22 protein-coding genes, 1 tRNA gene and 1 other RNA gene are annotated in these 25,675 nt (G+C 66.9%); 10 read left to right on the top strand and 14 right to left on the bottom strand.

The genetic code is table 11. The annotated features are described in order from the left end of the window. The first annotated feature begins 3 nt into the window (after positions 1–3). Positions 4–297 (top strand): DUF503 domain-containing protein, encoded by a 294-nt coding sequence (locus QFZ61_RS01840; RefSeq protein ID WP_307032781.1) that lies wholly within the window; start codon positions 4–6, stop codon positions 295–297. An 84-nt stretch (positions 298–381) separates the two neighbouring features. Here QFZ61_RS01840 and purL read toward each other — a convergent pair whose 3' ends face one another. Genes purL through purS form a run of 3 tightly spaced genes read right to left on the bottom strand, consistent with a single transcriptional unit; the run spans position 382 to position 3,723 of the window. After that, positions 382–2,715: a phosphoribosylformylglycinamidine synthase subunit PurL gene (gene purL, locus QFZ61_RS01835; protein ID WP_307032779.1), complete on the bottom strand. Its 2,334-nt coding sequence runs from the start codon at positions 2,713–2,715 to the stop codon at positions 382–384. Further along, positions 2,712–3,470 (bottom strand): phosphoribosylformylglycinamidine synthase subunit PurQ, encoded by a 759-nt coding sequence (purQ, locus tag QFZ61_RS01830; protein ID WP_307032777.1) that lies wholly within the window; start codon positions 3,468–3,470, stop codon positions 2,712–2,714. The genes purL and purQ overlap by 4 nt, the downstream gene beginning before the upstream one ends. 1 nt (position 3,471) lies before the next feature. Continuing rightward, positions 3,472–3,723: a phosphoribosylformylglycinamidine synthase subunit PurS gene (gene purS / locus QFZ61_RS01825; RefSeq protein WP_307032775.1), complete on the bottom strand. Its 252-nt coding sequence runs from the start codon at positions 3,721–3,723 to the stop codon at positions 3,472–3,474. A gap of 230 nt (positions 3,724–3,953) precedes the next feature. Between purS and QFZ61_RS01820 the strand changes: the two genes are divergently transcribed. Next, complete coding sequence (locus QFZ61_RS01820) at positions 3,954–4,139, top strand: hypothetical protein (RefSeq protein ID WP_307032774.1); 186 nt, start codon at positions 3,954–3,956, stop codon at positions 4,137–4,139. 348 nt (positions 4,140–4,487) lie between these two features. Further along, the gene (locus tag QFZ61_RS01815; RefSeq protein ID WP_373427180.1) at positions 4,488–7,661 is read left to right on the top strand and encodes a S8 family serine peptidase; all 3,174 of its coding nucleotides are present in this window, start codon (positions 4,488–4,490) and stop codon (positions 7,659–7,661) included. 61 nt (positions 7,662–7,722) lie between these two features. Here QFZ61_RS01815 and QFZ61_RS01810 read toward each other — a convergent pair whose 3' ends face one another. From QFZ61_RS01810 to QFZ61_RS01795, 4 genes are read right to left on the bottom strand one after another with little or no spacing between them, the layout of a single operon-like run. Continuing rightward, positions 7,723–8,103, bottom strand: a complete 381-nt coding sequence (locus QFZ61_RS01810; RefSeq protein ID WP_307032770.1) for a serine protease inhibitor — start codon at positions 8,101–8,103, stop codon at positions 7,723–7,725. Next, positions 8,100–9,098, bottom strand: a complete 999-nt coding sequence (locus QFZ61_RS01805) for a 3-methyladenine DNA glycosylase (RefSeq protein WP_307032769.1) — start codon at positions 9,096–9,098, stop codon at positions 8,100–8,102. Before QFZ61_RS01805 ends, QFZ61_RS01810 begins: the two co-directional genes overlap by 4 nt. Then, positions 9,067–9,645 (bottom strand): SSI family serine proteinase inhibitor, encoded by a 579-nt coding sequence (locus QFZ61_RS01800; RefSeq protein ID WP_307032767.1) that lies wholly within the window; start codon positions 9,643–9,645, stop codon positions 9,067–9,069. Before QFZ61_RS01800 ends, QFZ61_RS01805 begins: the two co-directional genes overlap by 32 nt. Positions 9,646–9,673: 28 nt before the next feature. Further along, positions 9,674–10,255: a MarR family winged helix-turn-helix transcriptional regulator gene (locus QFZ61_RS01795; RefSeq protein WP_307032765.1), complete on the bottom strand. Its 582-nt coding sequence runs from the start codon at positions 10,253–10,255 to the stop codon at positions 9,674–9,676. A gap of 90 nt (positions 10,256–10,345) precedes the next feature. On the opposite strand from QFZ61_RS01795, the gene QFZ61_RS01790 reads away from it, so the two are divergent. Both QFZ61_RS01790 and QFZ61_RS01785 read left to right on the top strand, forming a co-directional pair. Further along, entirely contained in the window at positions 10,346–10,570 is a 225-nt protein-coding gene (locus QFZ61_RS01790) for a hypothetical protein (RefSeq protein ID WP_307032763.1), read from the top strand. Positions 10,571–10,734: 164 nt separating this feature from the next. After that, positions 10,735–10,950 carry a hypothetical protein gene (locus QFZ61_RS01785; protein ID WP_307037950.1) on the top strand — a complete coding sequence of 72 codons (216 nt, stop codon included), beginning with the start codon at positions 10,735–10,737 and terminating at the stop codon, positions 10,948–10,950. Between the two features lie 111 nt (positions 10,951–11,061). On the opposite strand, the gene QFZ61_RS01780 is transcribed toward QFZ61_RS01785, so the two are convergent. The 4 genes from QFZ61_RS01780 to ffs all read right to left on the bottom strand — a co-directional run bounded on the left by QFZ61_RS01780 (position 11,062) and on the right by ffs (position 16,542). Then, entirely contained in the window at positions 11,062–12,420 is a 1,359-nt protein-coding gene (locus tag QFZ61_RS01780) for an aspartate kinase (protein ID WP_307032761.1), read from the bottom strand. Between the two features lie 188 nt (positions 12,421–12,608). After that, a complete protein-coding gene (gene recR / locus QFZ61_RS01775; protein WP_307032760.1) occupies positions 12,609–13,208 on the bottom strand; it encodes a recombination mediator RecR in 600 nt (199 codons plus the stop codon). A 54-nt stretch (positions 13,209–13,262) separates the two neighbouring features. Then, positions 13,263–16,418 carry a DNA polymerase III subunit gamma and tau gene (locus tag QFZ61_RS01770; protein WP_307032757.1) on the bottom strand — a complete coding sequence of 1,052 codons (3,156 nt, stop codon included), beginning with the start codon at positions 16,416–16,418 and terminating at the stop codon, positions 13,263–13,265. A 27-nt stretch (positions 16,419–16,445) separates the two neighbouring features. Next, positions 16,446–16,542, bottom strand: an RNA gene (gene ffs, locus QFZ61_RS01765) — signal recognition particle sRNA small type. 123 nt (positions 16,543–16,665) lie between these two features. On the opposite strand from ffs, the gene QFZ61_RS01760 reads away from it, so the two are divergent. Continuing rightward, positions 16,666–16,750 (top strand) — tRNA-Ser (locus QFZ61_RS01760). Positions 16,751–16,842: 92 nt separating this feature from the next. Here QFZ61_RS01760 and QFZ61_RS01755 read toward each other — a convergent pair. Then, positions 16,843–17,754 (bottom strand): oxygenase MpaB family protein, encoded by a 912-nt coding sequence (locus QFZ61_RS01755; protein WP_307032755.1) that lies wholly within the window; start codon positions 17,752–17,754, stop codon positions 16,843–16,845. Positions 17,755–18,053: 299 nt separating this feature from the next. Between QFZ61_RS01755 and QFZ61_RS01750 the strand changes: the two genes are divergently transcribed. The 4 genes from QFZ61_RS01750 (at position 18,054) to QFZ61_RS01735 (ending at position 22,934) form a co-directional block, all read left to right on the top strand. Then, on the top strand, positions 18,054–19,607 hold the full coding sequence (locus QFZ61_RS01750) for a M23 family metallopeptidase (RefSeq protein ID WP_307032753.1): 1,554 nt from the start codon (positions 18,054–18,056) through the stop codon (positions 19,605–19,607). Positions 19,608–19,720: 113 nt separating this feature from the next. After that, complete coding sequence (locus QFZ61_RS01745; RefSeq protein WP_307032749.1) at positions 19,721–20,206, top strand: glutathione peroxidase; 486 nt, start codon at positions 19,721–19,723, stop codon at positions 20,204–20,206. A gap of 363 nt (positions 20,207–20,569) precedes the next feature. Beyond that, positions 20,570–21,781, top strand: a complete 1,212-nt coding sequence (gene fdhA, locus QFZ61_RS01740) for a formaldehyde dehydrogenase, glutathione-independent (protein WP_307032747.1) — start codon at positions 20,570–20,572, stop codon at positions 21,779–21,781. 208 nt (positions 21,782–21,989) lie between these two features. Further along, positions 21,990–22,934 carry a phosphodiesterase gene (locus tag QFZ61_RS01735; RefSeq protein WP_307032745.1) on the top strand — a complete coding sequence of 315 codons (945 nt, stop codon included), beginning with the start codon at positions 21,990–21,992 and terminating at the stop codon, positions 22,932–22,934. Positions 22,935–22,952: 18 nt separating this feature from the next. Here QFZ61_RS01735 and QFZ61_RS01730 read toward each other — a convergent pair whose 3' ends face one another. Together QFZ61_RS01730 and QFZ61_RS01725 are read right to left on the bottom strand one after the other, a co-directional pair. After that, positions 22,953–24,368, bottom strand: coding sequence for a stealth family protein (locus tag QFZ61_RS01730; protein ID WP_307037949.1), 1,416 nt, complete (start codon positions 24,366–24,368; stop codon positions 22,953–22,955). Positions 24,369–24,641: 273 nt separating this feature from the next. Next, positions 24,642–25,559 (bottom strand): hypothetical protein, encoded by a 918-nt coding sequence (locus tag QFZ61_RS01725; protein WP_307032743.1) that lies wholly within the window; start codon positions 25,557–25,559, stop codon positions 24,642–24,644. Between the last annotated feature and the right edge of the window lie 116 nt (positions 25,560–25,675).

Below are 25,675 nucleotides of genomic sequence, written 5' to 3'. Positions count from 1 at the left end.
GGCATGTGGATCGGCTGGATCGAACTCGATGTCCTGCTCGGCGATGTGCACAGCCTGAAGGAGAAGCGGTCCGTGGTCCGGCCCGTGCTCGCCGAGCTCAAACGCCGCTTCGACGTTTCCGTGACCGAGGCCGAGTACCACGACCAGTACCGGCGTACCGTAATCGGCGCCGGGCTCGTCGCTGCAGACCGGGCCCACCTCGTGGAAGTGCTAGCCGCCGTCGAACGCCTGGTCGCCGCGCGGCCGGAGCTGGAGCTGCTCAGCGCCCGCCAGCGTGAACTGCGCAGCGACGACTGACCCCGCATAAGCGCGAACGGACACTTGGGGCCCTTCGAAAAGGGCCACAAGTGTCCGTTCGCGCCTAACCCGGTGGCGCTGGGGTCAGCCGAAGTACTTCGGCAGGGTCGCCTCGTGGGCTTCGCGGAGTGTCTCCAGGCTGAGGGTGTCCACGCCGTTGATCTCCAGCGTGCCGCTCTCGGCATCCACGACGCCGATCCGCAGGTGCTCGAAGCCGCGGGCGGTGCACATGTCCTTGAACCGGATCTCCTCCGAGCGGGGCACCGCCACGACGGCACGGGCCTGGGACTCGGAGAACAGTGCGGTGAAGAGGTCGACGCCGTCGCGGTCCAGGACGTCCTGCAGCGAAATGCGGGCGCCGACGCCGTAGCGCAGCGCTGACTCCACGAGGGCCGCCGCGAGGCCGCCCTCGGAGAGATCGTGCGCGGAATCGACCATGCCGTCACGGGAGGCGTTGATCAGGATCTCGCCGAGCTCGCGCTCTGCGGCGAGGTCAACTGCAGGCGGCCGGCCGCCGAGGTGACCGCGCAGGTTGGACCATTCCGAACCGTCCAGCTCCGCCGCCGTCGTGCCGAGCAGGTAAATCGCCTGGCCGTCCTCGCGCCAGCCCGAGGGCGTGCGGCGGGCGACGTCATCGAGCTTGCCCAGCACGGCCACCACGGGGGAGGGGTGGATCGGAACGCTGCCTGTCTGGTTGTAGAGCGAGACGTTGCCGCCGGTAACCGGGATGCCGAGCACCATGCAGGCGTCGGACAGCCCGCGGATGGACTCGGCGAGCTGCCACATGACGTCGGGGTCCTCGGGCGAGCCGAAGTTCAGGCAGTCGCTGACGGCCATCGGGATGGCACCGGAGGTTGCCACGTTGCGGTACGCCTCGGCGAGGGCGAGCTGCGCGCCGGAGTACGGATCGAGGTAGGTGTACCGGCCGTTGGCGTCGGTGGCCAGGGCCACGCCCAGCCCGGTTTCCTCATCGACCCGGACCACGCCGGCGTCGTCTGGGAACGCCATGGCGGTGTTGCCGCCGACGTAGCGGTCGTACTGGTTGGTGATCCAGGCCTTGCTGCACATGTTCGGCGAGGCCACGAGTTCGGTGACGGCGGCGGCGAGTTCGGCGGGGGCGGCGGGGCGGCGTGCGTCCTGCACGGACCCGGTGAAAGTGTCGCCCTGCACGGCGTCCTGCCACTCCGGTCGGGCGTACGGGCGGTCGTAGACCGGGCCGTCATGCGCGACGGTGCGGGGGTCGAGATCGACGATCACTTCGCCGTCCCAGGTGATGATGAGCCGGCCGGTGTCGGTAACCTCGCCCAGCCAGGAGTATTCCACGGCCCACTTGTCCATGACGGCCTCGAAGGCGGCCACGTTTTCCGGCGTGACCACGGCCATCATGCGTTCCTGCGACTCGGACATCAGAATCTCGCCCGGCGTCAGGGTGGGGTCGCGCAGCAGCACGGACGTCAGTTCGACCTGCATGCCGCCGTCGCCGTTGGAGGCGAGCTCAGACGTGGCGCAGGAAATGCCAGCCGCGCCTAGGTCCTGGATGCCCTCCACCAGCGAGCCCTTGAACAGTTCCAGGCAGCATTCGATCAGGACCTTCTCGGCAAAAGGGTCACCGACCTGGACGGCGGGACGCTTAGAGGGCTTGGTGTCGTCGAAGGATTCGGACGCCAGCACGGAAGCGCCGCCGATGCCGTCGCCGCCGGTCCGGGCGCCGAAGAGTACCACCTTGTTGCCCTTGCCGGAGGCGTTGGCCAGGCGGATGTCCTCGTGCCGCATGACGCCGACGGCGAGGGCATTGACCAGCGGGTTGCCCTGGTAAACGGAGTCGAAGACCATCTCGCCGCCGATGTTCGGCAGGCCAAGGGAGTTGCCGTAGCCGCCGATGCCGGCCACGGCGCCGTGCATGACGCGGGCGGTGTCCGGGTGGTCGATCGCGCCGAAGCGCAGCGGATCCATCACGGCCACCGGGCGGGCGCCCATCGAGATGATGTCGCGGACGATGCCGCCGATGCCGGTCGCGGCGCCCTGGTAAGGCTCCACGAACGACGGCGAGTTGTGCGACTCGATCTTGAACGTCACCGCCCAGCCGTCGCCGAGGTTGGTTACGCCGGCGTTCTCGCCGATGCCGACCAGCATGTCCTTCTTCATCTCCTCGGTCACCTTTTCGCCGAACTGGCGCAGGTGGTTCTTGGAGGACTTGTAGGAGCAGTGCTCGCTCCACATCACGGAGTACATCGCGAGCTCGGCGCCGGTGGGGCGGCGGCCCAGGACCTTGACGACCTCGTCGAACTCGTTCTGCTTCAGGCCCAGTGCGGCCCAGGGGAGTTCGGTGTCCGGCGTGTGGGCCGCGTTCTCCACGGTGTCGATGTTGAACTTCTTGGCGGTCTCCGCGGGCGCTGCCACTGCGGGCGTCTCCGTCATTTGTTGTCTCCCACGATCTTGTTCAGGACAGAGGTAAAGAAGCCGAGGCCCTCGGTGCCGGAGCCCGTCTCGGGGCCGAACCCGGGTTCGATGGCGTGCTCGGGGTGCGGCATGAGGCCCACAACGTTGCCGGCGGCGTTGGAGATGCCGGCGATGTCGCGGCGCGAGCCGTTCGGGTTCCAGCCGACGTAGCGGAACACCACGCGGCCCTCCGCCTCCAGGGCATCGAGCGTCTTGTCGTCCGCGATGTACTGGCCGTCCTGGTTTTTCAGCGGCACGGTGATTTCCTGCCCGGCGGCGTAGTCGCCGGTCCAGTCGGTGCTGTTGTTTTCGACCCGCAGGACCTGGTCGCGGCAGAGGAACTTCAGGTGGTCGTTCTTGATCATCGAGCCGGGCAGGAGGTGCGACTCGGTCAGGATCTGGAAGCCGTTGCAGATGCCAAGAACCGGCAGCCTGGCGTCGGAGTTCGCGGCGTCGATGATCCTGGCCATCAGCGGGGCGAACCGGGCAATGGCGCCGGCGCGGAGGTAGTCACCGTAGGAGAAACCACCTGGAATGACGACGGCGTCGACGTCGGCCAGGTGGGTGTCTGCGTGCCAGAGCGCCACCGGGGTGGCGCCGGCCAGGCGGACGGCGCGGGCGGCGTCACGGTCGTCCAGCGTGCCGGGGAAGGTGACGACGCCGATCTTCGCGCCGGCGAGCTGGGGGTGGGCGGCGACAGCGACGGCCTCACCGATCAGGGGGAGTTCAGTCATCTCAGGCCTCGACGACCTCGACGTTGACGACGTCCTCGATGACCGGATTCGACAGCAGGGTTGCAGCTGCGTTCCGTGCCTGGGTCAGGATCTCTTCGGTCACTTCGCCCTCGACGGTCAGTTCGAAGCGCTTGCCCTGGCGGACGGAGCTGAACGCGGTGAAGCCCAGGCGGGGCAGCGCACCCACGATGGCCTTCCCCTGCGGGTCGAGAATCTCGGGCTTGGGCATGACATCGACAACGATCCGGGGCATCCGGCAACTCCTGTGCGTGAGCGTTGGGTAAGGGCGCAGCGGAGTGGTGCCGTCTCACGCCGGTCTGCTGTGTACTGACGACAGCAGAGTTGCTAACAACATGTTCGGGCGCTCCGCGAGCTTGCACTCCCATTCTACCGGCCGCAGGACGCCACCCGCATTCGTGACAGTGCCGTCCTGCCACGGTGGTGGGCTAGAGTTTGGCGTGCTGCGCTCACTAGGATGGGTAAATGGCTCAGAAACCTAAATCCGTACTGCTCCCCGTCATCGCCGCCGCTGTCTTTGCAGGCCTTGGCCGCATGGTGCTGCAGAAGATCAAGCTGGACCGCGCCGCCAGGTCGACCAACGTGGCCGGTCCGCTGGACGACAAAACCAGGGAATGGATCAGCGAGGTCGTGCGGACGCCGCGCCAGTAGCTGTCTGCAGCGGCGAGCTACAAGCCTTTTTAGAACCTGTTTGAAGCCGGGGCGGCTGCGCCGTCCCGGCTTTCCCATGCCCGGAAGCCCTTCTCCAAACGCGACCCTTGTTGAGTCATATGACTAATTGGGATCAGTCCGCTGTGGCCTATGTCATATTCGGCTCTCAGTCTGTACTGTATGAATCGGCTGGTATCCGCCGGGGACGAGAGTCAGCTCTTGCCCCTGTCACCGGCCGTTGTCCCCGGCAAAGGCGCCGGGATCGTACCTTCTGAAAGGTTCAAACCACTCGTGAAATCACCAGGAAAGAGCTTCCTTCGAAGCGGGGGACTCCGGAGGGCCGCGGCACTGACCCTGGGCTTGCCGGTTCTCCTCTCCACTGTCGCCATTGCGCCGGCCACCGCCGCGCCGGCCCAGGGTTCCACCGTTGCCGGTGTCGCCCAGAAGAATCTGGACCCTGCCAGCTACCCCGACGGCCGCTACATCGTCCTCCTTGCCGGTCAGCCCGCAGCGACGTATGACGGCTCGACCGACGGACTGCCGGCAACCAAGCCCGAGAAGGGCAAGAAGCTTGACCCCAACAAGGGTGAGGTCAAGAAGTACCGGGCCCACCTGGAACAGAAGCAGGCCGCGCTTGCTGCCAAGCAGAACGTCCAGATCCAGCGCCAGTTCTCGGCCGCGGTCAATGGCTTCAGCGCCACCCTCACCACAGACCAGGCCATCAAGCTCGCGAAGGACTCCAGCGTCCTGGTGGTCGCCCCGGACACGGAAAACGCTCCGGACTACTCCAGCACCGACTTCCTCAAGCTCAGCGGCGCCAACGGCACCTGGAACACCAAGTTCGGTGGCCTGGACAACGCGGGCAAGGGCGTCGTTGTCGGCGTCATTGACACCGGCTACACGCCCGACAGCGCCTTCTTCGCCGGCGAGGAGGTCAAGCCGCTCGTGGGCAACCCCGTCGTCGGCGTGCCCTACCGCACGGCCGACGGCAAGATCGCGATGCTCAAGGCCGACGGCGAGACGTTCGTCGGTGAATGCCAGAAGGGCACCGGAACCGGTGCATCCTTTGACGGCTCGGCCTGCAACTCCAAGGTCCTGAGCGCGCACTACTTCGCAGACGACTTCCTGCGCTACGTTCCCGCCGGCGACCGTGCGCCCGAGGAGCAACTTTCCCCGGTCGACGTCGCCAGCCACGGCACGCACACGGCCAGCACCTCGGCCGGCAACGCCAACGTCGAGACCTTTGTCGACGGTCGCAGCTTCGGCCTGACCAGCGGCATCGCACCCGCCGCAAAGCTCTCCGTTTACAAGGTGTGCTGGGAAGACACCGACCCCAACACCGGCGGCTGCTACAGCTCCTCCTCCGTCGCCGCCGTCGAGCAGGCCATCGAGGACGGCGTGGACGTCCTGAACTACTCGATCTCCGGTTCCACGACGTCGGTCATCGACCCCGTGTCGGTCGCGTTCCTGAACGCCGCCGCAACAGGCATCTTCGTCTCCGCATCCGCCGGCAACTCCGGCCCCACCGCCAGCACCGTCAACCACGGCGCACCCTGGGTCACGACGGTCGCGGCCAGCACCTTCTCCCAGGAGCTCCAGGGCACGGTTGAGTTCGCCGACGGCGCCAAGTACCGCGGCGCCAGCATCATGAACCGCGAGGTCAAGGACGCCGGCGTCGTGCTGGCTGCCACCGCCGCCGCCACCGCCGGGAACCCGAACGCGGCCCTCTGCGGACCGGACACCCTGGACCCGGCGAAGGTTGCCGGCAAGGTCGTGGTCTGTGACCGCGGCACCTTCGATCGTGTCGCCAAGAGTGCCGAAGTAGCCCGCGGCGGCGGCGTCGGCATGATCCTGGTCAACCTGAGCAACTCCTCGCTGGACACCGACCAGCACGCTGTCCCCACCGTGCACGTGAACCCGCCGGCCACCCAGGCCATCAAGGACAAGGTCACGGCCAACCCGGCCATCAAGGTATCCCTGGTTAACAAGGACACCACCGGACTGCCGCTGGAGGCCCAGCCGCAGATTGCCGGCTTCTCCTCGCGCGGGCCGCTGTTGGCCACCGGCTCGGACCTGCTGAAGCCGGACGTTGCCGCACCCGGCGTTGCCGTCCTGGCGGGTGTCTCCCCGATCGGCTCCGGCGGTGCCAAGTTCGGCTTTATGTCGGGCACCTCGATGGCTGCACCGCATGTCGCCGGCTTCGGCGCACTGCTCCTGGCCAAGAACCCGACCTGGTCGCCGGCCACGGTCAAGTCCGCCATGATGACCACCGCCTCCGAGGTCAAGCTCGCCGACGGTTCCAAGGACACCGACGTCCACGCCACCGGCGCGGGCGAGGTCGATCCGGCACGCATGGTCGATCCGGGCCTGGTTTACGACGCCGGTTACGAGGACTACCTGAAGTTCATCCAGGGCACCGGCGTGGACCTGGGTCTGCCGTCCAGCACCAAGTCGCGGGACATGAATGTTCCGTCGTTCGCGCTGGGCAACCTCACCGGCAAGGTCGAGGTCACCCGTACGGTGACCGCCCTGACTCCGGGCGTCTACAAGGTCTCGGCCAACGTTCCCGGCATCAAGGTCAGCGTGGCCCCTGCCGCACTGAACTTCAAGGCAGCGGGCGAACAGCGCACCTTCAAGGTCACCTTTGAAAACCAGGGTGCACCGCTCGGGAAGTTCGCCATGGGCTCGCTGACCTGGGAAGGCGCCGGCAAGACCGTCTCCTCCCCGATCTCGGTCCGCCCGCAGTCCGTTGTCGCTCCGAAGGATGTCACTCTCACCACCGAGTCGGCCACCGGCTCCGGTGACATCAAGGTCGTGTCCGGCACGAACAGCCCGGTCAGCATGACCCTGGACGGTCTTTCCAAGGCGGATTCGTCCGCCGTGGAGCTGGTCCCGGGTCCGTTCACCGGCCGTGCCGACGCCTCCACCTTCGTCAAGACGGTCCAGGTGCCGGCCGGAGTGCCGCTGGCTAAGTTCTCCGTTCTCTCCTCCGACCCGAACGCCGACTTCGACATGTGGGTCGTCACCCCCCGCGGTGTCGAGCAGGTGGCGACGTCTTCTTCCAGTGAGACGCTGTCCATCGCCAACCCGGCCGCCGGCAAGTACACGATCTACGCGAACCTGTATTCCAGCCCCGACGGCAAGGCCCGCAAGGCCTCGGTCGATGCCGCAGTCCTCGGCGCCAACGTCGGCAACGCGACGCTCTCGCCGAACCCGCTGAAGCTGACCAACGGCAAGGCCGGCACGGTCACGCTGAACTGGACCGGCCTCGCCGCCGGATCCTACATCGGTCGGATCACGTTCGCGGGTGCCAGCGAGCCGACGTTCGTCAGCGTCATCGTGACGCCGGCAGGCGCCACCGCGGTGGCCCCCACCTCCGAGGACCAGGCAAGCAACGCTGGCCCCGGTGACGAAGCCGGCACAGGCGACGCCGCCCACCTGGATAAGGGCGCAAAGGTGAAGAAAGAGCAAGCCAAGGTCGTGAACCAGGACCCGGCGCAGGCTCCGAACAACGCCGTTTAGCAACACGCGAACAGCAATGGCCGGCGGTTTTGACCGCCGGCCATTGCTGTTTAAGTTCGACCTACACGGCGCCCGTGGAGCCTGCGGTGCCGCCCAACAGGGGTGCCATGGCGCGCCAGCGGGAAATTTCGCAGCCGTCGGTGCGACTGAACTCGCGGTCCACGTCCCGGCCCAAGTACCGGCCGGTGACTACGGCAACCTGCGGACCTCCGTACTGCTGCGTACACAGTTGGGGCGGTCCTGGCCGGGGGAAAAAGACAGCCTCGGCGTGCAACCGGAGAGCTTCGAGGGCAGCGGCAGGGTCGGGCAGGGTGGATTCAGCCAATGCGCCTGCCCCGTCCGCGGTCAGCCGGAACTCGGTTTCCGGAGCACCCGGTGCTTCCCTTAGGCGGATAGTGAGGTCGATGTCGTGGGAATCATGCGGCACGGGGGAGTCGGTCATGGGCGTCCTCTCTGGGGCACGGGCAGGGGCACGGGCATCGGGGAAGAAGCCGGGCTGGCGGCTGCCAGCAGCGGGGTAAGTTCGAGCAGCAGCCGTTGCCGCAGCTCCTGGGAGGCGGCGGCGAAGTCCCGCTGCTGCTCGACGTATTCGGCCTTGCCCTCGACCGTCTCGATCCTGATGGGCGGATAGCCCCACTCGCTGAGGTCATAGGGCGAGGCACGCATATCCATGGCGCGGATCCGCCAGGACAGCTCGAAGCAGTCCATAACCAGCTCGCTCGGCAGCACCGGCGCCAGCTTGTAGGCCCATTTGTAGAGGTCCATGTTCGCGTGCAGGCAGCCGGGTTGCTCCATCGTCCGCTGGTTCTCCCGGCTGGGCGCCAGACTGTTCAACGGCACGGCGTCCGGGGTGTAGAAGCGGAACGCGTCGAAGTGCGAGCACCGGATCCGGTTATCCTCGACCACCTGGTCCGTCCGTTCAGAGCCGAGCCGCAGTTTCAAATACTCGTGCCGGAGTTCAAACTTGTCCTGCCGGTAGACCATTGCCCACTCGTGCAGCCCGAAGCAGCCGAACTGCGCCGGCCGCGCCGCCGTCCCGGCCAGGATAACGCCGGCGAACTGCAGCGCCTCGCGCCGCTCGCCGAGGAAGCGTTCGACGTCGACAGTCACAGCGTCACTGCCCGGGCGCAGGCCCGCGGCGGCCAGCTCCCCGGCGTCGGGAGCGCGGTAATACTTCCAACCGGAGCGGGCGGTGGCTGCCGGTCCGGACAGCACGACGCCGGCGCCCGGGTGCCAGCGCAGTAGTTGACCCGGTTTTTGGGTGTAGTAAGTGAAGAGGAAGTCCTCAACGGGGTGCTTCTGGCCGGTGGACCTTCGGGCAAGGTAGGGGTCGGCGTAGGCCCAGACGCGTTGCTGATGGCCGGCTTCGCGCCGTTGCCACTCGTCCTGCTGAAGATGGTGCAGTTTAGACAGCCCCGCTGGAGAAGCCCAGAACATCCTTGGCGGCCTTCCACTGGGCGATCGCGCATCCGTCCCGCAGAGTGAAGGAGGCGTCGACCGGTTGGCCGTTCACGGAGCCGGTGACGGTGGCCTCCGCCGGGCCGCCGAACTGCTGGGTGCAGACCTTGTCTGTGGGGCGGGGGGCTGGGCTGAGCAGTGCAGCGTTCTCCTTCAAGGCGACGCAGGCGGCTGCGGCCGCAGGGTGCTGGCTCTCTGCGGCCGGGACGCCGTTCTGGCACACCAGGGTGTAATTTACGGTCTGTCCGCCGTCGCCGGGGTTTACCGTGATGGCCAGTTCCGCGTTGCCCTGCCCGGGACCGGCGGTCGGCGCGGCGGCGGAGGGCGACGGTGCCGCTGCGGTGGTTTCGGTGTCCGCGGAGGGGGTTGCGCTGGCACTGCTCGCGCTGCTGGTCGGCTGTGTGGCGGTAGCCGAGGGGGGCGCGGTCGGAGCGGTGCTCTGCGCGGACCCGCCGCCGGGTGAGCAGGCAGCCAGCCCGACGGCGGTCAGCAGGACGAGCAGGGTGGGCATCAGGGGCTGGCGCATGGGCGAATCTCCTCAGTTCGAGATAAGTCTAGCGTCGCACTACCGGGATGGGTCGATTGCTTTGGGGCCGGCCCGTCGACCCCGGGGCTGAATCGTCGGCCGGCGGTGCCGGCGCCGGGAAAGCGGCGGCGCCGGGGTCCGGCAGGCGGGTGGCGGCAATGAGCCGCATCATGGCGGCGTGCAGTTCACCGACTTGCTCACGGTCCAGGCCGAGCCGGGCCATCATGGCCCCCGGAACCGCCGTGGCCTGCTGCCGCAAATCCGCTCCGCTGGAGGTCAGCCCGACGGCCAGGCTCCGCTCATTGCCCTCGGCCCGTTCCCGAGTGATGTAACCCGCCGCTTCAAGCCGCCGAAGCAGCGGCGAAATCGTGGCGGGCTCCAATGCCAATGCATTGCTGATATCCCGGACGGTGCGGGGGCTGCGCTCCCACAGGCACAGCATCACCAGATACTGCGGGTGGGTGAGGCCCAGCCTGTCCAAAACGGGCTTGTAGGCGCCGACGACGCTGCGGGACGCGACCGTCAGGGCGAAACAGAGCTGGCGCTCCAGCAGGAGGTCCTCCTCGACCTGAGCAGCGTCGGCAGGGCCGGCGGTCACGGCATCGCTCATAAAAGGACCCTTCTTCTGATAGTTAGTGTGCTAATGATTAGTGTACACTGGTCTTACATCCTCTCGAAGGAGTGGCTAGAAGGAGTGGGAATGGCAAAGGGAAACAACGCCGATCGGTTCATGCGCACGACCGGCAAGCTCAGGGCCATTTTTGGGCCTGCCAGCCGTACTTCTCTGCAGCATGAGATGACGGAGGAGAACCGCCAGCTGCTGGCCCAGCGCCAGGCCGAGACGCAGCAGTGGGAGACCATCCGCCGCGCGGACGGCAGCACCTACGTCGTGCCCCGCAACCCGAACGACAAGTCGTTGCGGTAGAGCAGCCTCCGTCCGCTCCGGGCGGGCCCCTCGGCACTGGCCGGCGGCTCCTGCCTTTTGCCGCCGTCGGGCGTAAAATGAGGGCATGGCGCCCCCCGCGCCACACTGTTGAACTGTAGCTGTCAGCAGGAGAGGGGGTGGAAAATATGTCGGATGCATTGAAAATGGCGGCCTTCAGGCAGCGCCTGCACCCGTCGTCCTGGGCGAGGTTCCTATTCGGCCCCGCTTCACGGGGGGATTACACCGCACCGGTCGTGCATAAGCACGATGACTTTGAGTTGGCGTCCGAGGCCGAACTCGCCGGCTTCGAAGTAGAGACCGACGGGCAGGGACACCACTACGCCGTACGCCGGGAGGATCTTCCGAAAGAACAGGTCTGACCGGCAGCCGGACGGAGTGCAGCCGGTTGGAGGCAAAGGAAAAGGGAGCGGCAGATGCCGCTCCCTTCGCCGTGTGTGCCCTGCCGACCCTTCGCTGTGTCCTGCCGGGTTCTAGCGGCCGGTGCCGCCGTAAACTGTGGCTTCGTCCTCGGTGTCCAGGTCGAACGCCTTGTGAATGGCGCGGACCGCGTCGTCCAGCATGTCAGCGTGGGTGACCACGGAGATGCGGATCTCCGAGGTAGAAATCATGTTGATGTTGATTCCAGCCTCCGAAAGTGCGGCGAAGAAGCGCGCCGAAACACCGGGGTGGGAGCGCATGCCCGCGCCGATCAGCGACAGTTTGCCGATCTTTTCGTTGTATTCGATGTTCTCGAAGCCGATTTCCGCCTGGGCCGCGCGGAGGGCGGCAAGGGCGTCGGCGCCTTCAACCATCGGCAGCGTGAAGGAGATGTCTGTCCGCCCGGTCCCCTCCGTGGAGACGTTCTGCACGATCATGTCGATGTTGGAGTTTGCGTCGGCGATGACCTGGAAGATGGCTGCAGCCTTGCCGGGGATGTCCGGAACGCCGACCACCGTGACTTTGGCTTCGGAACGGTCGTGTGCAACACCGGAGATGATTGGCTGCTCCAAGGCAACTCCCTCTTGAATCGTGATCTTGTCGTCGGCACTGGGCAACACCCAGGTGCCTTCGTTCTGGCTGAATGAAGAGCGGACGTGCAGGGGGACTCCGAAGCGTCGCGCGTATTCCACGCAACGCAGGTGCAGGATTTTGGCGCCGGAGGCAGCCAGGTCTAGCATCTCCTCGCTGGAGATGCGGTCGATTTTCCGGGCCGACGGAACAACGCGCGGGTCTGCGGTATAGATTCCGTCAACATCGGTGAAGATCTCGCAGACGTCAGCGCCAAGGGCGGCGGCCAGCGCCACCGCCGTCGTATCGGAGCCTCCGCGGCCCAGGGTGGTGACCTCGTTCGTGGCACGGCTCATGCCCTGGAAACCGGCGACAATCGCAATGTGGCCTTTGTCCAGGGCGGTGCGGATCCGGTGCGGATCGACGTCGATGATCCGCGCCTTGCCGTGGATGCCGTCGGTGATCATGCCGGCTTGGGAACCGGTGAAGGACTGCGCCGACGCGCCGTACTTGTTGATGGCCATCGCGAGCAGGGCCATGGAAATGCGCTCCCCGGCAGAGAGGAGCATGTCCATTTCCCGGGCCGGAGCTGCGTTGGTCACCTGGGCGGCCAGATCAAGGAGTTCGTCCGTGGTATCGCCCATGGCGGAAACCACGACGACGACCTCGTCGCCGGCGTTGTGGGCGTCCACGACGCGGCGGGCGACCCGGTTAATTCCGTCCGCATCCGCCACGGACGAACCGCCGAACTTTTTCACCACAAGGTGCTTGGTGGATGCTGGAACAACGGGCAACACCTGCGGCAGCGGGCCGGGGTGGACTTCAGTAGTGGACAGACTCATGCGCGCACCCTCACTGGATCATCGGGGTTCTGGGCCAAGCAACCAAACGGCGCGACGGCGACTTTCTCCGTCGAGTTTATCGCCGCCCGGCACCCGGAGTTGAATTGTAACCAAATGCCGGACCCTGGCAACCGGGCTTCAGGTCCCGTTCTTGGGAGCATGCTCTTTCCGCGGCCGCTGGCTGCCGGTTAGCTCAGGGCGTTGCGGCGGCCTTCGAAGGCGCGGCCAAGCGTTACTTCGTCGGCATACTCAAGGTCTCCGCCCACGGGCAGACCGGACGCGAGCCGGGTGACGGCGATGCCGATCGACTTCAGCATCCGAGCGAGGTACGTCGCCGTGGCCTCGCCCTCCAGGTTGGGGTCGGTGGCGATGATGATTTCCTGGATGGCGCCGTCGTTGAGCCGGGTGAGCAGTTCGCGGATCCGCAGCTGTTCCGGGCCGATACCCGCAATCGGATTGATGGCCCCGCCGAGCACGTGGTACCGGCCACGGAAGGACCGCGTGCGCTCCACCGCGAGGACGTCCTTGGACTCCTCCACAACGCAGATGGTAGACGGGTCCCGTCGGGGGTCGCGGCAGATGTTGCACAGTTCCTGCTCGGTGACGTTGCCGCAGACCGTGCAGAACTTGACCCGTTCCTTGACGGTAGTGATCGCCTCTACGAGCCGCTTCATGTCCTGGGGGTCGGCTTCAAGAATGTGGAACGCGAGCCGCTGCGCGGACTTGGGCCCTACGCCGGGAAGCCGGCCGAGCTCGTCGATCAGCTCCTGGACTGCACCTTCGTACACAATTTCCTCATTCGTTTGGGGGCTCGGCGGCCGGGATGGGCGGCGCCGGGAAGGCTAGGAGCGCGGCGCCAGCGGGCTTCCGTCCAGGGAACGTTCCTCGAGCAGTTTCCCGCCCAGGATACGCTCGACGGCGGCGCGGCCGAAGACGCCCGATTCCTCGATGGTTTCATCGTCGGCGCTGGGGATGTCCTGCTCGTAGGCGGTGGCTGCAACGGCGGCGCGTGCGGGGGCCTTTGCACGTCCGGCTTCCGCTTCCGGGCTGTTGGACAGGCGCTGATAGAGGCTTTGCCGTCCGGTAGCCGGAGGAGCCCCAACAGAGGCGGTGGCCACGACCGGAGAAGCTGCCGCAGTGATGGGGGCGGTTCCGCCGGCGGCCGCGGGTTCCAGTCGCGTCGCGGGAGGGCTGGCAGGTACCGGCTCCCGCTGCGTCGCTGGAACGCGCTCCCCAGAGCCGCCGGCGTACCCGGAGTTGGAGACTGCGGACAATGCACCGACGGGTTCGGGGATCTGGGCGGCGGCGGGCTCGTAGTGTGGCCGCTCCGGCTCAGGGCCTGGCTGCGGGACTTCGGCGGCCGCGTCCACGGGAGCGCGCCGCCCCACGTTCAGTTCCGTGCCGACAGTCCAGACCCCGGGTGACTGCTCGACGGCACGCGCCCACGGGTCCTCGGAAGGGTCATGGGCAGGCTGGGCGGGGGCGACGGGGGCACCGGCCGCCGTCCCAACGACGCTGCTGCCCGACCGGACCCGCGGTGCGGTCGGCGCCGGGGCGGGGGCGTCAACGGCGGCATGCCGGACCGGTGCCGGAGCCGACGGAACCCAGTCCATCGGCGGCTCTTCGTCCAGCGGCGGCGCATCCTCGTCCAGCGGCGGGCCCCAGTCGTCGTCCGGGTAGGAGTAGGAGCCGCTGTCGTCGGAGCCGGCGCCCGGGGAGGACCAGGCCGGGGCGCCGGTCTGTGCAGCGGGTGCAGCAGGCGCGGCTGCGGGTACCGTGGCGGGCGGCTCCGTGGACTGTCGGGCAGGTTCGGGTGCGGGCACATCCTGCCGGGCGGGCCGGCCAGGGGCGCCGGGCGCAGCCTGCGGCACAACGGCGGAGGAAGCGGCAGCAGCGGACTGGGCAGCAGCGGACTGCTCGCCGGCGCCGTCGGCGGCCTTGGGCGGGGAGTCCGGTGCTGCCGCAACGTCGGCGGGCGCCAGGCCCCAGGCCACGTCGGCCGAGCTCGCCGTGGCCTCCCGGCTAGTAGGAGCTTTTGGGTTTGGCTCAGAGCTCGCTGTGCTGTTGGCTCCGCCAGCGACTGCGGTGATCTGGCAGTCGATACCGATGGTTTTGTGAATCGCCTGCCGCAGGTTCTCGGCGTGGTCGGCGCGGCCAAAGGCCCCGGCGAGCCCCGACGTGGTGAAGGACAAGGTAAGCACCTGGCCCTCGAAGTGGCCGACCTGGGCGTTGGGCTCAACCAGCGCCCAGGTGCTGCGCTTGATCTTGGTAAGGGTTTGGAGGATGTCGGGCCAGGCGCGGCGCAAGACCTCGACGTCCGGACCGGAGCCCGACGCCGGAGCAGAGGCTGATGCGGGAGCGGGGGCCTGTGCCGGGGCGGGGGCGGGGGCTGATGCGGGAGCCTGGGCCTGAGCCGAAGCAGGCCTTTGGGCGGCGCCCGGTGCCGTTGCAGGCACGTCCGCGGCCGGGCGTTCGGCGTGCACGGGTGCCGTCGGGGCGGGGGCTTTCGGTGCGGGGGTGTGCGGCGTCGGCTCCGGGCGGTTGGTCGAGGACGGCTGTGCCTCCGGAGCAGAAACCGGCTCCGGGCGTGTAGCGCCGGTGGGGGATGCGGGACCGTCCACCGGCCAGTCGTTGGTGCTGACCCGCGGCGTTACCAGGGGCACTCTTTCCGGCTGCGCTTCGCGGCCGGCGGCAGCGTGACCGGGACTCGCGGCTGGCGGGCCGGCCGGAGCCGCTGTTGGACGCTGGGTTTCCGCCGGGCGGGCGGCTTCCTGGGGGGCCTGGCCGGGAGCTGCAGCTGCAGGTGCGGGCGCGCTAACGTCGTTTCCGGCGTAATTCAGACGCCGCTCTACCCGGTCGATCCTGGCGGCGATGCCGCGCTCGGTCTGCTCGGCGCTGGGCAGCAGAATGCGCGCGCAGAGCAGTTCAAGGTGCAGCCGCGGAGAGGTCGCGCCCGTCATTTCGGTGAGAGCCGTGTTGGTGACGTCTGCCGCGCGCGACAGTTCGGCGGCGCCGAGGTTGTGCGACTGGTTTTGCATCCGTGCAATCTGGTCTGCGGGCATGCCGCGCAGGATCGACTGGGCGCTCTCCGGCATGGCCTGGACGATGATGAGGTCACGGAAACGCTCGAGCAGGTCCTCCACGAAGCGGCGCGGGTCATGCCCGGTCTGGATGACCCGGTCCACGGCGCGGAACACGGTCGCCGCGTCCGAGGCGGCGACCGCCTCGACGACGTCGTCGAGCAGGGAGGCGTGGGTGTAGCCCAGCAGGGCCACGGCCAGCTCATAGTCCAGTCCGTTGGGGCCAGCGCCGGCCATGAGCTGGTCCAGGACTGAGAGCGAGTCGCGCACCGAACCGCCGCCCGCGCGGATGACGAGCGAGAGCACGCCCGGAGCCACGGCCACGTTTTCCTGCCGGCAGAGCAGTTCCAGGTACGCCATGAGGGGTTCCGGCGGCACGAGGCGGAAGGGGTAATGGTGGGTCCGGGACCGGATGGTGCCAATGACCTTGTCCGGCTCCGTGGTGGCGAAGATGAACTTGATGTGTTCCGGCGGCTCTTCGACGATCTTGAGCAGCGCGTTGAAGCCGGCCGATGTGACCATGTGGGCTTCGTCAATAATGAAAATTTTGTAGCGGTCCCGGACGGGGGCGTAGGTGGCGCGTTCGCGGAGGTCACGGGCATCGTCGACACCACCGTGGCTGGCCGCGTCGATTTCAATGACGTCGAGTGAACCTGCGCCGCCGCGAGCCAGTTCCACACAGCTGGGGCAAACTCCGCAAGGGGTGTCGGTGGGGCCCTCGGCGCAGTTCAGGCAGCGCGCCAGGATACGGGCCGAGGTGGTTTTTCCACAACCGCGCGGTCCGGAAAAGAGGTAGGCGTGGTTGACACGGTTCTTCCGCAGAGCCGTCATCAGCGGCTCCGTGACGTGCTCCTGTCCGATGACGTCCGCGAACGAATCGGGGCGGTATCTGCGGTACAGGGCGGTCGTTACAGTCACAGCTAAACCCTACCAATCGGCACGGACATAAAAGACCCCCCATGCACCCGCCAGAGCCCATTTACCCTTGCTACCTTCCGGTCCTGGGGGAGTTCAACAGGATGACGCCACATGAGGGGCCGTCGACTACTTTACCCGACGATCGGGCCTGCCCCGAATCGGCCTCCCGACCGCGGCCTGACGGTCCAATTGGGCGAAGCCGCGAAGTTCAGGTAGTCTAGTATCTGCTTTTGATTCAAAAGCTACTGGAGAATTCGCCTAGCGGCCTATGGCGCACGCCTGGAACGCGTGTTGGGTTAACGCCCTCGGGGGTTCAAATCCCCCATTCTCCGCGCTTGGCCCCGGTCCTGGACCGGGGCCTTTTTGCGTTCGGCCCGGAAAAGCACCACGGTGCGTGGCACCTGACCGCCCCTCCCGCCAGTGTCTAGCCCGCCAGGCCCAGGCGGCGGAGCCGTTGTCGTGCCGCCTGCTCGCTGGGACCGACTTTACCCAAGGCCAGATGGACGACGCCTAGCGTGAGCTTCGTTGTCAGCTTCACCGGCAGGGGGACCGGTCCCAGCCGCGGAGTCCGCAGTCCCAGCATCTGCCGGTACTTCGGCTCGAGGCTGGCCACAGCCGCGGCGAACAACACCCGGTAGCCCGGTTTGAGCGCCGGGTGGAGCGGCGGATTGCGGATGAAGGCCACCGTCTCGGCCACCTTGTCGTCGGAGATGAGTTCGCCGTCGTCGTACCAGCGGTCAAGCTGCCGGCGCATCTCCGCTTCGCTCAATGGCGGTGAATCCACCCCCATCAATGCTCCGGCCTGAGCCCACTCGCGGACGTAAGCGTCCGGGCCGCCAGGAATCGGTCCGCCCCAGATCTTGTGCGCGGAGAGGAACGCGTCGGTGAAGGCAATGTGTACCCACCGGAGCAGTTCGGGGTCGTTCGCCGCGTACGGCCGGCGAACGCCGTGGGCGTCGACATAATCCCCGCGCACCGACTCGTGCAGGCGCAATACCCAGCCGGAGGCGGCTTGAGCCGCTCCGGTGGATCCGTAAGTGACCGTGAAGATCCAGCGTATTGTCCCGGCGAGCCGGCCGAGCGGGTCTTCCCGGAAGCGGGAGTGGTCGTGCACCCCCGCCAGTGCACCAGGGTGCAGCGCTTGCATGAGCAGGGCGCGAATGCCGGCCACAATCGTGGCCATCCCTCCGTGGACTGCCCAGACAGCTGAGCCGGGGTGGTGATAGCCGGCGTCGTCGCCCTCGGCCAGGCGTCCCACCCACTCCGGGACGGCGTCCCGGGTGCCGGTGAACGTCTGCTTGAGTTCGGCCTGCCACTCCCTCAGGACATTGCGCATACTCCATTCTCGCCTACCGCCGCTGGGACCCCTACTTGCCCCCTTACGCCTGGCTACTGGGGATACCACTCGAGTTTGAAGAGGGGTAGTTCGGACCGTTCACAGCCACGACCGATTGTGGTCGTATAAAAGCGGCAGTCCGCGGAAGCGGAGACTGAGGATGCGGGGAACAAATCGTGGGTAAACACTGGGGTAACTCGTCGAGCGAACAATCAACTAAAAACCGGATTCTTGCGGTGCGCTGTCTTTCGGGCGGCTTCTGCCTCTCGTTGGCAGTGCTGACTTTCGGAGTCCAAGGGGTGTCCGGTACGGGAGCCCCGGTCGTTACTGCCGGAATCTCGGCTGCCGGCGTTGCCGCGCAGCCCACCCTTGGTACGGCAGCCAGCGTAGGCCGCCCCGCTGCCGGACTTTCCGCGGCCGTGGGCAACGCCGCTTTCGGCTCCGCCGACGTCACTGCCTTTAGCTCTGCAGCGTTCGGGGCCGAAGGTCCGCTGCCCGGTGCAGGTTTCACGACAGACGCCCATGCGCTGGTGGCCTATGCCCGGTCGGCAGTCCGGACGGCGTCCAAGGACGGTGTGCCAGCGGAGCTAAACGTGGCGTCCGCTGAGCTGAAACGGCCCGCGGAAGGGTTCCTCATGGCCCCGCTCGAGTCCCTGCACGAATCCTCGCCCTTCGGCCTGCGGACGAGCCCTCTCTCCGGGTCCGCGGGCGAATTTCACTGGGGTCAGGACTACGCCGCGGACTGCGGAACGCGGGTCTACGCTGCGGACGCCGGCGTGGTGCGGGCCGTCGGCTGGCATCCCTGGGGCGGCGGGAACCGCGTGGAAATTGACCATGGCAACGGATTGATCACCACCTACAACCACCTTGAAGCGATCGCCGTCAAGAAGGGCGATTCGGTGCGGGTCGGCGAGGTCATCGCCCGGGTGGGAACCACCGGTTCATCCACCGGCTGCCACCTGCACTTCGAGACGATCCTTAATGGAGTCCACAAGGACCCGCACGACTGGATACTCATTCCGATTAAGCAGACCGACCAACTGGGCACCATCGAGATGACCAGCTATGCTCCCGACGCCGGGTTGCCCTCCAACGCTTCCCTGGGCTGGGCCATTCCGGTCTCCGACGACGGACGGCACGAAGTCACCGGCGGCTACCAAGAAGTACCCATCGCGGAGATGCCACAGACGCCGTTCGCCTATTCGCCCTCGCCCACTCCGTCTGTCTGGGACGGCCTATCTCCGACCAGGAAGCAGAGCGATCCGACAACCGGAGCCAGCCAGCCCCCGAGCTACGCCTCGGGCGGGACCGATTCGCCCCGATACTCCCAGCCGCCCAGCGGCACGCCGACAACGTCCGACCCCGGGACGGTTCCGCCGACAACGTCGGATCCGGGGACGGTTCCGCCGACAACGTCGGATCCGGGGACGGTTCCGCCGCCGACGTCGGATCCGGGGACGGTTCCGCCGCCGACGTCGGATCCGGGGACGGTTCCGCCGCCGACGTCGGATCCCGGGCCGACCAGCCCGTCCGCGCCGCCGCCCGTCGTCGAACCGGCCCCGCCGCCCGTCGTCGAACCGGCCCCGCCGCCCGTCCTCGAACCGGCCCCGCCGCCCGTCCTCGAACCGGCCCCGCCGCCCGTCGTCGAACCGGCCCCGCCGCCCGTCGTCGAACCGGCCCCGCCACCCGTCGTGGCGCCCCCGCCGGCACCTGTGGTGGAGCCGACGGTCGTGCCTTCGGTGGTAGCTCCCACACTCGCTCCGCCGGCGCCTGAGCCCACAGCTGCGCCGCTGCCCCCGGAGACTGTCCTGCCTTCGGCGACGCCCCAGCCGTCCGGGACTGCCGGCCCCTAGCAGGCACCAACCCATACCCTCGCGCGTTGGTATCGAATGAAGGTCGTGACCACTTTGGGATTGATTCCCGAAGTAGTCACGACCTTCATTACCGACTAAACGAGGACCGCGCCATGACAGATCTGCACAGTATTCCCCTGACGCTCAACGACGGCACCGAAACGGACTTTGGCCGGTACAAGGGCCAGGTGGTGCTGGTCGTCAACGTGGCCTCCCAATGCGGCTTCACCCCGCAGTATGCCGGTCTGGAAGCCCTCTACAACAAGTTCCGCGACGAAGGCTTCACCGTCCTGGGGGTCCCGTGCAACCAGTTCGCCGGGCAGGAACCCGGCGCTGACGCCGAAATCGCGGAGTTCTGCGAACGGAACTTCGGCGTGACGTTTCCGCTGACCACCAAGGCCAACGTTCGAGGTAAGAACCAGCACCCGCTCTATGCGCAGCTGACACGTTTCAAGAACGGCCTGCTCCCGGGGCTCGTGAAGTGGAACTTCGAGAAATTCCTGGTAAACCGCGAAGGCAAGGTCGTGGCCCGCTTCGCGCCCACGACGGAACCCGACGCCCCGGAGGTCGTCGAAGCCATCCGGAAGGCGCTGGCCTGAACCGGTCCGCCCGTGAGCCGGGCCCAGGCGCTGGCCTGACCTCGGCCGACTTATGCCCCTGCGCACCAGGCCCACGCCTGGATTCTCGGAGCACTAAGCCCCGGCGCGTGGGCCCCGACCGCCCTAGCCGCGTCGAATTACGGCAGGAAATGGATAAAGCAAGGGGACAACGGCCCATGTTCCCCAGTTCACCCCCGTCCTAGACTGGCCAAACCTTCCGACATTCCTGGCCTGTCCGCGGCGCTCCCGCGCCAGCCCGCCGGCATCGCAGCCGGCGCGGGGCCTGTGGAGGGCGCATCAGAACGCTTCGTGAATCACAACTGGGCACTCAGCATTGGGGTCCGTGAAACCAGGAGGAAAGTGATGACAGGAAACAAAGCCGTTGCCTACAAGGGGCCGGGAAAAGTCGAACTGATCGACATTGACTACCCCACTTTCGAACTCAAAGACGGCCCCGGCGTGAACCCGGCCAACGTGGGACGGCAGGTGCGCCACGGCGCCATCCTCAAGACCGTCGCCACGAACATCTGCGGCTCGGACCAGCACATGGTCCGTGGGCGCACGACGGCCCCCACAGATCTGGTGCTTGGCCACGAGATCACCGGCGAGGTGGTGGAAGTCGGGCCGGACGTCGAATTTATCAAGGTGGGGGACCTCTGCTCCGTCCCGTTCAACATCGCCTGCGGACGATGCCGGAACTGCAAGGAACGCAAGACGGGCATCTGCATGAACGTCAATCCCGACCGCCCGGGCAGTGCCTATGGCTATGTGGACATGGGCGGCTGGGTCGGCGGCCAGGCAAACTACGTCCTCGTGCCCTACGCCGACTGGAATCTGCTGAAGTTCCCGGACAAGGACCAGGCCATGGAAAAGATCATGGACCTGGCCATGCTCTCGGACATCTTCCCGACCGGCTTCCACGGCGCCGTCAGCGCGGGCGTCGGCCCCGGCAACACCGTTTACATCGCCGGTGCGGGACCCGTCGGTCTCGCTGCGGCGACGAGCGCTCAGCTCCTGGGTGCCTCCGTCGTGATCGTCGGAGACATGAATGAGGAGCGTCTGGCCCAGGCGCGCAGCTTCGGCTGCGAGACCATCGACCTGACGAAGGGCGGTCCAGCCGAGCAAATCGAGCAAATCCTCCGCGTTCCCGAAGTCGACTGCGGCGTCGATGCGGTCGGATTCGAAGCCAAGGGTCACGGTTCTGGGGCCAAGGAAGCGCCTGCAACGGTGTTGAACTCACTGATGGACATCACCGCCGCCGGCGGCGCCCTCGGCATTCCAGGGCTCTACGTCACGGGCGATCCGGGCGGCATCGACGAGGCAGCCAAGAAGGGTGCGCTCTCCCTCAGCCTCGGCACCGGCTGGGCAAAGTCGCTCAGCTTCACCACGGGACAGTGTCCGGTCATGAAATACAACCGGCAGTTGATGTCGGCCATCCTGGCCGACAAGGTTCACATCGCGAAAAACGTCAACGCCAAGGCTATTCCGCTGGAGGACGCACCGAAGGGCTACGCCGAGTTCGATGCCGGCGCCGCCACCAAGTACGTCCTCAACCCCAACGGCTACCTGAGCTAGCCGATCAGGAACCCGAGTAATTCCCGTCCGGCGGGCGCACACCGGCACATGCGTGTGCAGGTATGTTGTCCGCCGGACTACTCGCCGGTTGCTCTTTTTTCAAACATGCCTACCTGAGTTTGCCCATGGCCGGCCGAAGTTCTGGTTGGATAGATCTTACTGAGAGGGACACTGGAGACGACGCCTCCACCCAACCAGGAAGGTTGCAATGGAGCTCATCGAGGCCGAACACCCCCGGCCGCGGCATTTCCTACTCCACCTGAGCGACGCCCATCTGCTGGGCGGGACCGAACGGCTGCACGGGGTGGTGGACAGCGACTCCCGGCTCAGGGAACTCTTTGATGAAGTCCGCGCCTCCGGTGCGAGGCCTGAGGCCGTGATTTTCACCGGCGACCTGGCCGACCGCGGCGAGGCGGAGGCCTACGCAAAGCTGCGCGAAATTGCAGAACCCGCCTGCAGGGCGATGGGCGCGAAGGTGATCTGGGCGATGGGCAATCACGACGACCGGGCCAACTTCCGGGCCGCTCTGCTGGACGAACCTCCCGGCACAGCCCCGGTGGACCGCAGCTACTTCCTCAACGGCCTGCGGATCATCACCTTGGATACCTCCGTGCCGGGGTTCCACCACGGCGAACTGAGCCCCGGCCAGCTGGACTGGCTGGCTGAAGAGCTCTCCATCCCCGCGCCGGAAGGCACGATCCTCGCCCTGCACCACCCACCGGTTCCTTCGGTGCTGGACCTCGCTGTGCTGGTCGAACTTCGCGGCCAGGCGGCGCTCGCGGACGTCCTGCGCGATTCCGATGTCCGGGCCATCCTGGCCGGGCACCTCCACTACTCCACGACGGCGATGTTCGCCGGGATCCCCGTCTCAGTCGCCTCCGCCACGTGCTACACCCAGGACCTGAACGTCCCGGTGGGCGGTAGCCGGGGGCGGGACAGCGGTCAGTCCTTCAACCTGGTCCACGTCTACGAAGACACGATTGTGCACTCCGTGGTGCAACTGGGCGACACGTTGCCCTCCGTGGGTGAATTCGTGCCGGCGCAGGAGGCCCAGCGCCGGATCGCCGCCGCCGGCATCCGTATCCCGCGGCAGGCAGGGCCGGCAGCGAGGGCATCGGCGACCGACGACCGCCGGATGACCACGCTCAACTAGCTGAGCCCGCCCCTGGCCTTATTTCTCCCACGGTGCCTTGATCGGGAAGTACTTTTCCAGGAAGTCCGTGACGATTTCGGCACGCTCCTCAGCGGGCACCTCCGGAAAGCTGCCGTCGTTGAGGCAGAAGAAATCCATGTGGCGCTTGGCGAGCAGCTTGGGCAGGTAGTTCAGACCCGCGCGGGCCGTGGTGTCGATGTACCGGACCCGGGCGGCGGTCTGCGTGACGGCACGCCCGGTCAGCAGAGCGTAGTAGTGGTAAAACGAATTCGTCACCGAGATGTTGTCCGCGGCACGGAACCTGCTGGCCGCCGTCTTCGCGAATTCGTCCGGGAACTCCTGCTCCATCTGCTCCACCACGCTGCGCCGCAGCGGCGCGGCGGTGTGCTCCAGGTGGCGGGTGGTGATCCGCCCGAAACGGTTCCACAGCAACTTGCGGTTGACCCTCGCCGCATTCTCGAAACCGCTGCGTTCGGCGTCATTGTCCCCAAGCCCGATGCGCGTCTCAGCCTCGATGAACTTGGTGATGCCGCCGGGGGTGAAGAACATGTCCGGACGCACCGCACGGCCGAAAAACATATCGTCATTGGAATACAAGAAGTGCTCCGAAAGGCCCTCGATGCGGTGGAGCTGGCATTCGACCGCCTGGGAATTATGCGTCGGCAGCACCGAAGGATCGGCGAAGAATTCCTCGCTGCGCACGATCGTCACGCCCGGGTGCTCCGCCAGCCATTCCGGCGCGGGGGAGTCCGTGGCGATGAAGATCCGGCGGATCCAGGGGGCGAACATGTAGACAGAGCGCAGCGCGTACTTCAGTTCGTTGATCTGGCGGAAGCGGGCTTCGTGGTCGTCCCCTTCGCCCACGACGACGCCGGCCATCCGGGCGCGGCGGGCCGCGATGTACTCGGGCGAGCTCCCGTCCACCCAGGAGAACACCAGATCGATGTCGAAGTTGATGTCGCTGGCGTGGTCGGCGAACATGTTCTCGATCGTCGGCCAGGTGTGGCCGTAGCGTTCGACGGTGCCGCGCACCGCATCCTGCGCCAGCAGCGTCCGCCGGGTCAGTGAGTTTTCAATCGGCAGGATCAGCTGGTCGCCTTCAAAGCTCCAGAGTTCCAGCTGGACGCCTGCGGACGCGCCGAATTCCAGGCCGCCCTGAAGCTCCACCCGCGGCCGGTAGAGCCTGAAGATCCGTGCTTGGCGGTTAGGCGAAAGCTCCCCGTCGGCCACCAGGACCCAGGACTTCTTCTTGGCGTCCACGGTCATGGAGTAGAACGGCTCATCCCGGCAGGCCTCGACCAGGGCGTCGCGGAGCTGGCGGCGGTTCTTCCAGTCCACCGCGATCACCGGACGGTCGTTGTTGCCGCGCACCAGCAGGTAGTCCAGCTTCGCGTCGGCCAGTACAGCGCGCAGGAACAGCAGGTCTTCCACCATGGACTGGTACGGCGTGTGGTTTTCATTGATCAGCGCATACCGGCCGTGGCGGCGCACGACGTCGGGGCGGGTGCGGAGCCGCGCGACGGCAGCCGCCGACGTGACCTCCGCGTGGGCATGGTCGTCCTCGCTGGCCTGGCTGCCGTAGTAAATCTCGTCCTGAATCAATGCGTCTGTAATCTTGTTTCTCCGAGCCTTTAAAGTGCGTTCGTCTCTACTTGCATGATAACCCGGGGTGCAAAAACGCCCCGGAAACGGGCTTCCAACCGGTGCTCAGCCGGCCAAAGCTTCCCGCCACGAACGCAGGAACGCCGCTCCGGCGTCGTCGTGGATGACCTCGTCGCCCAGCCCCAAGTCGCCGGCGGTGAGAACCGGGTACGGCTTGACCGGAATGCCGTCCGCGGGCCGGACATCCACGTGCTTGACGGAGTGGTCATTGTGGTGCAGCCAGTCGGCCATCGCGTAGTCCGTGCGCGAGTCGCCCACGGTCCGCCAGGCCAGCGGCGTGACGCCCTGGCTCGCGAGCAGTTCCACGGCGCGGCTGGCGCCCAGATCCTTGCCCAGCCGGATGGATTCGATGTCGGTGGAAATGATGGTGGGGTCAACACGGTAGTCAATCCGGTCGTCGCTGTCCGGGGCGTGATGGTCCAGCCGCGTCACCCCCAGCCCGTGCCTGCCCATCAGTTCCATCGCGTCGGCGTCGAAAAGGGCCTGTTCCTCGCGGTAGTCGGAGTTGGTGACGGCGACGTGCTGTTCCACCGACACCATCGCCCGTTTGGTCTCGTCGTAAAACATGTGCGCCGAGTAGTCCTCGGCCACGAGCCGGCGGACGTCGTCGCCGAACGCCTTGGGGATGGCCAGTTCCCGGTCCACGTGGACCGGGCCGGGCCGGCCGGCGGCGGTGTAGCTGAACCACACGGCCCCCTTTTCGCAGATGGCGTGGACCAAGAGCCCCTCTGGCATCCCGGCGGCGATCATCGGGTCCATCACCTGCTCGCGGATGAAGGCGTCGGACCGGCCGGTGTTGAAGATCACCGGAATCCCCGCGGCAGCGAGAGCCAGCAGGTCCGCGATGATGCCCGGCTGGACGGTGCGGGTGAGCGGGCTGGCCACCGGACCGTCGACGTCGAGCAGCAGTGCCAACGGCGGCGCCGACGGCGGCAAAGCGGAAGTAGTCTCACGTGCAGTCATACCGCCATTGTCTCAGCCTGACACGGGATCCCGGCGTCGCCCCCGGCCCCGGGACGAAAGGTCACTGTTTGGCCACAACCTCCGGCGCCGGGGCGACTTTGATTCTCCTGGCCCTG

This window comes from Arthrobacter sp. B3I4 (assembly GCF_030816855.1).
Classification (GTDB): Bacteria; Actinomycetota; Actinomycetes; order Actinomycetales; family Micrococcaceae; genus Arthrobacter.
This window is presented reverse-complemented; position numbering and strand designations above follow the sequence as displayed.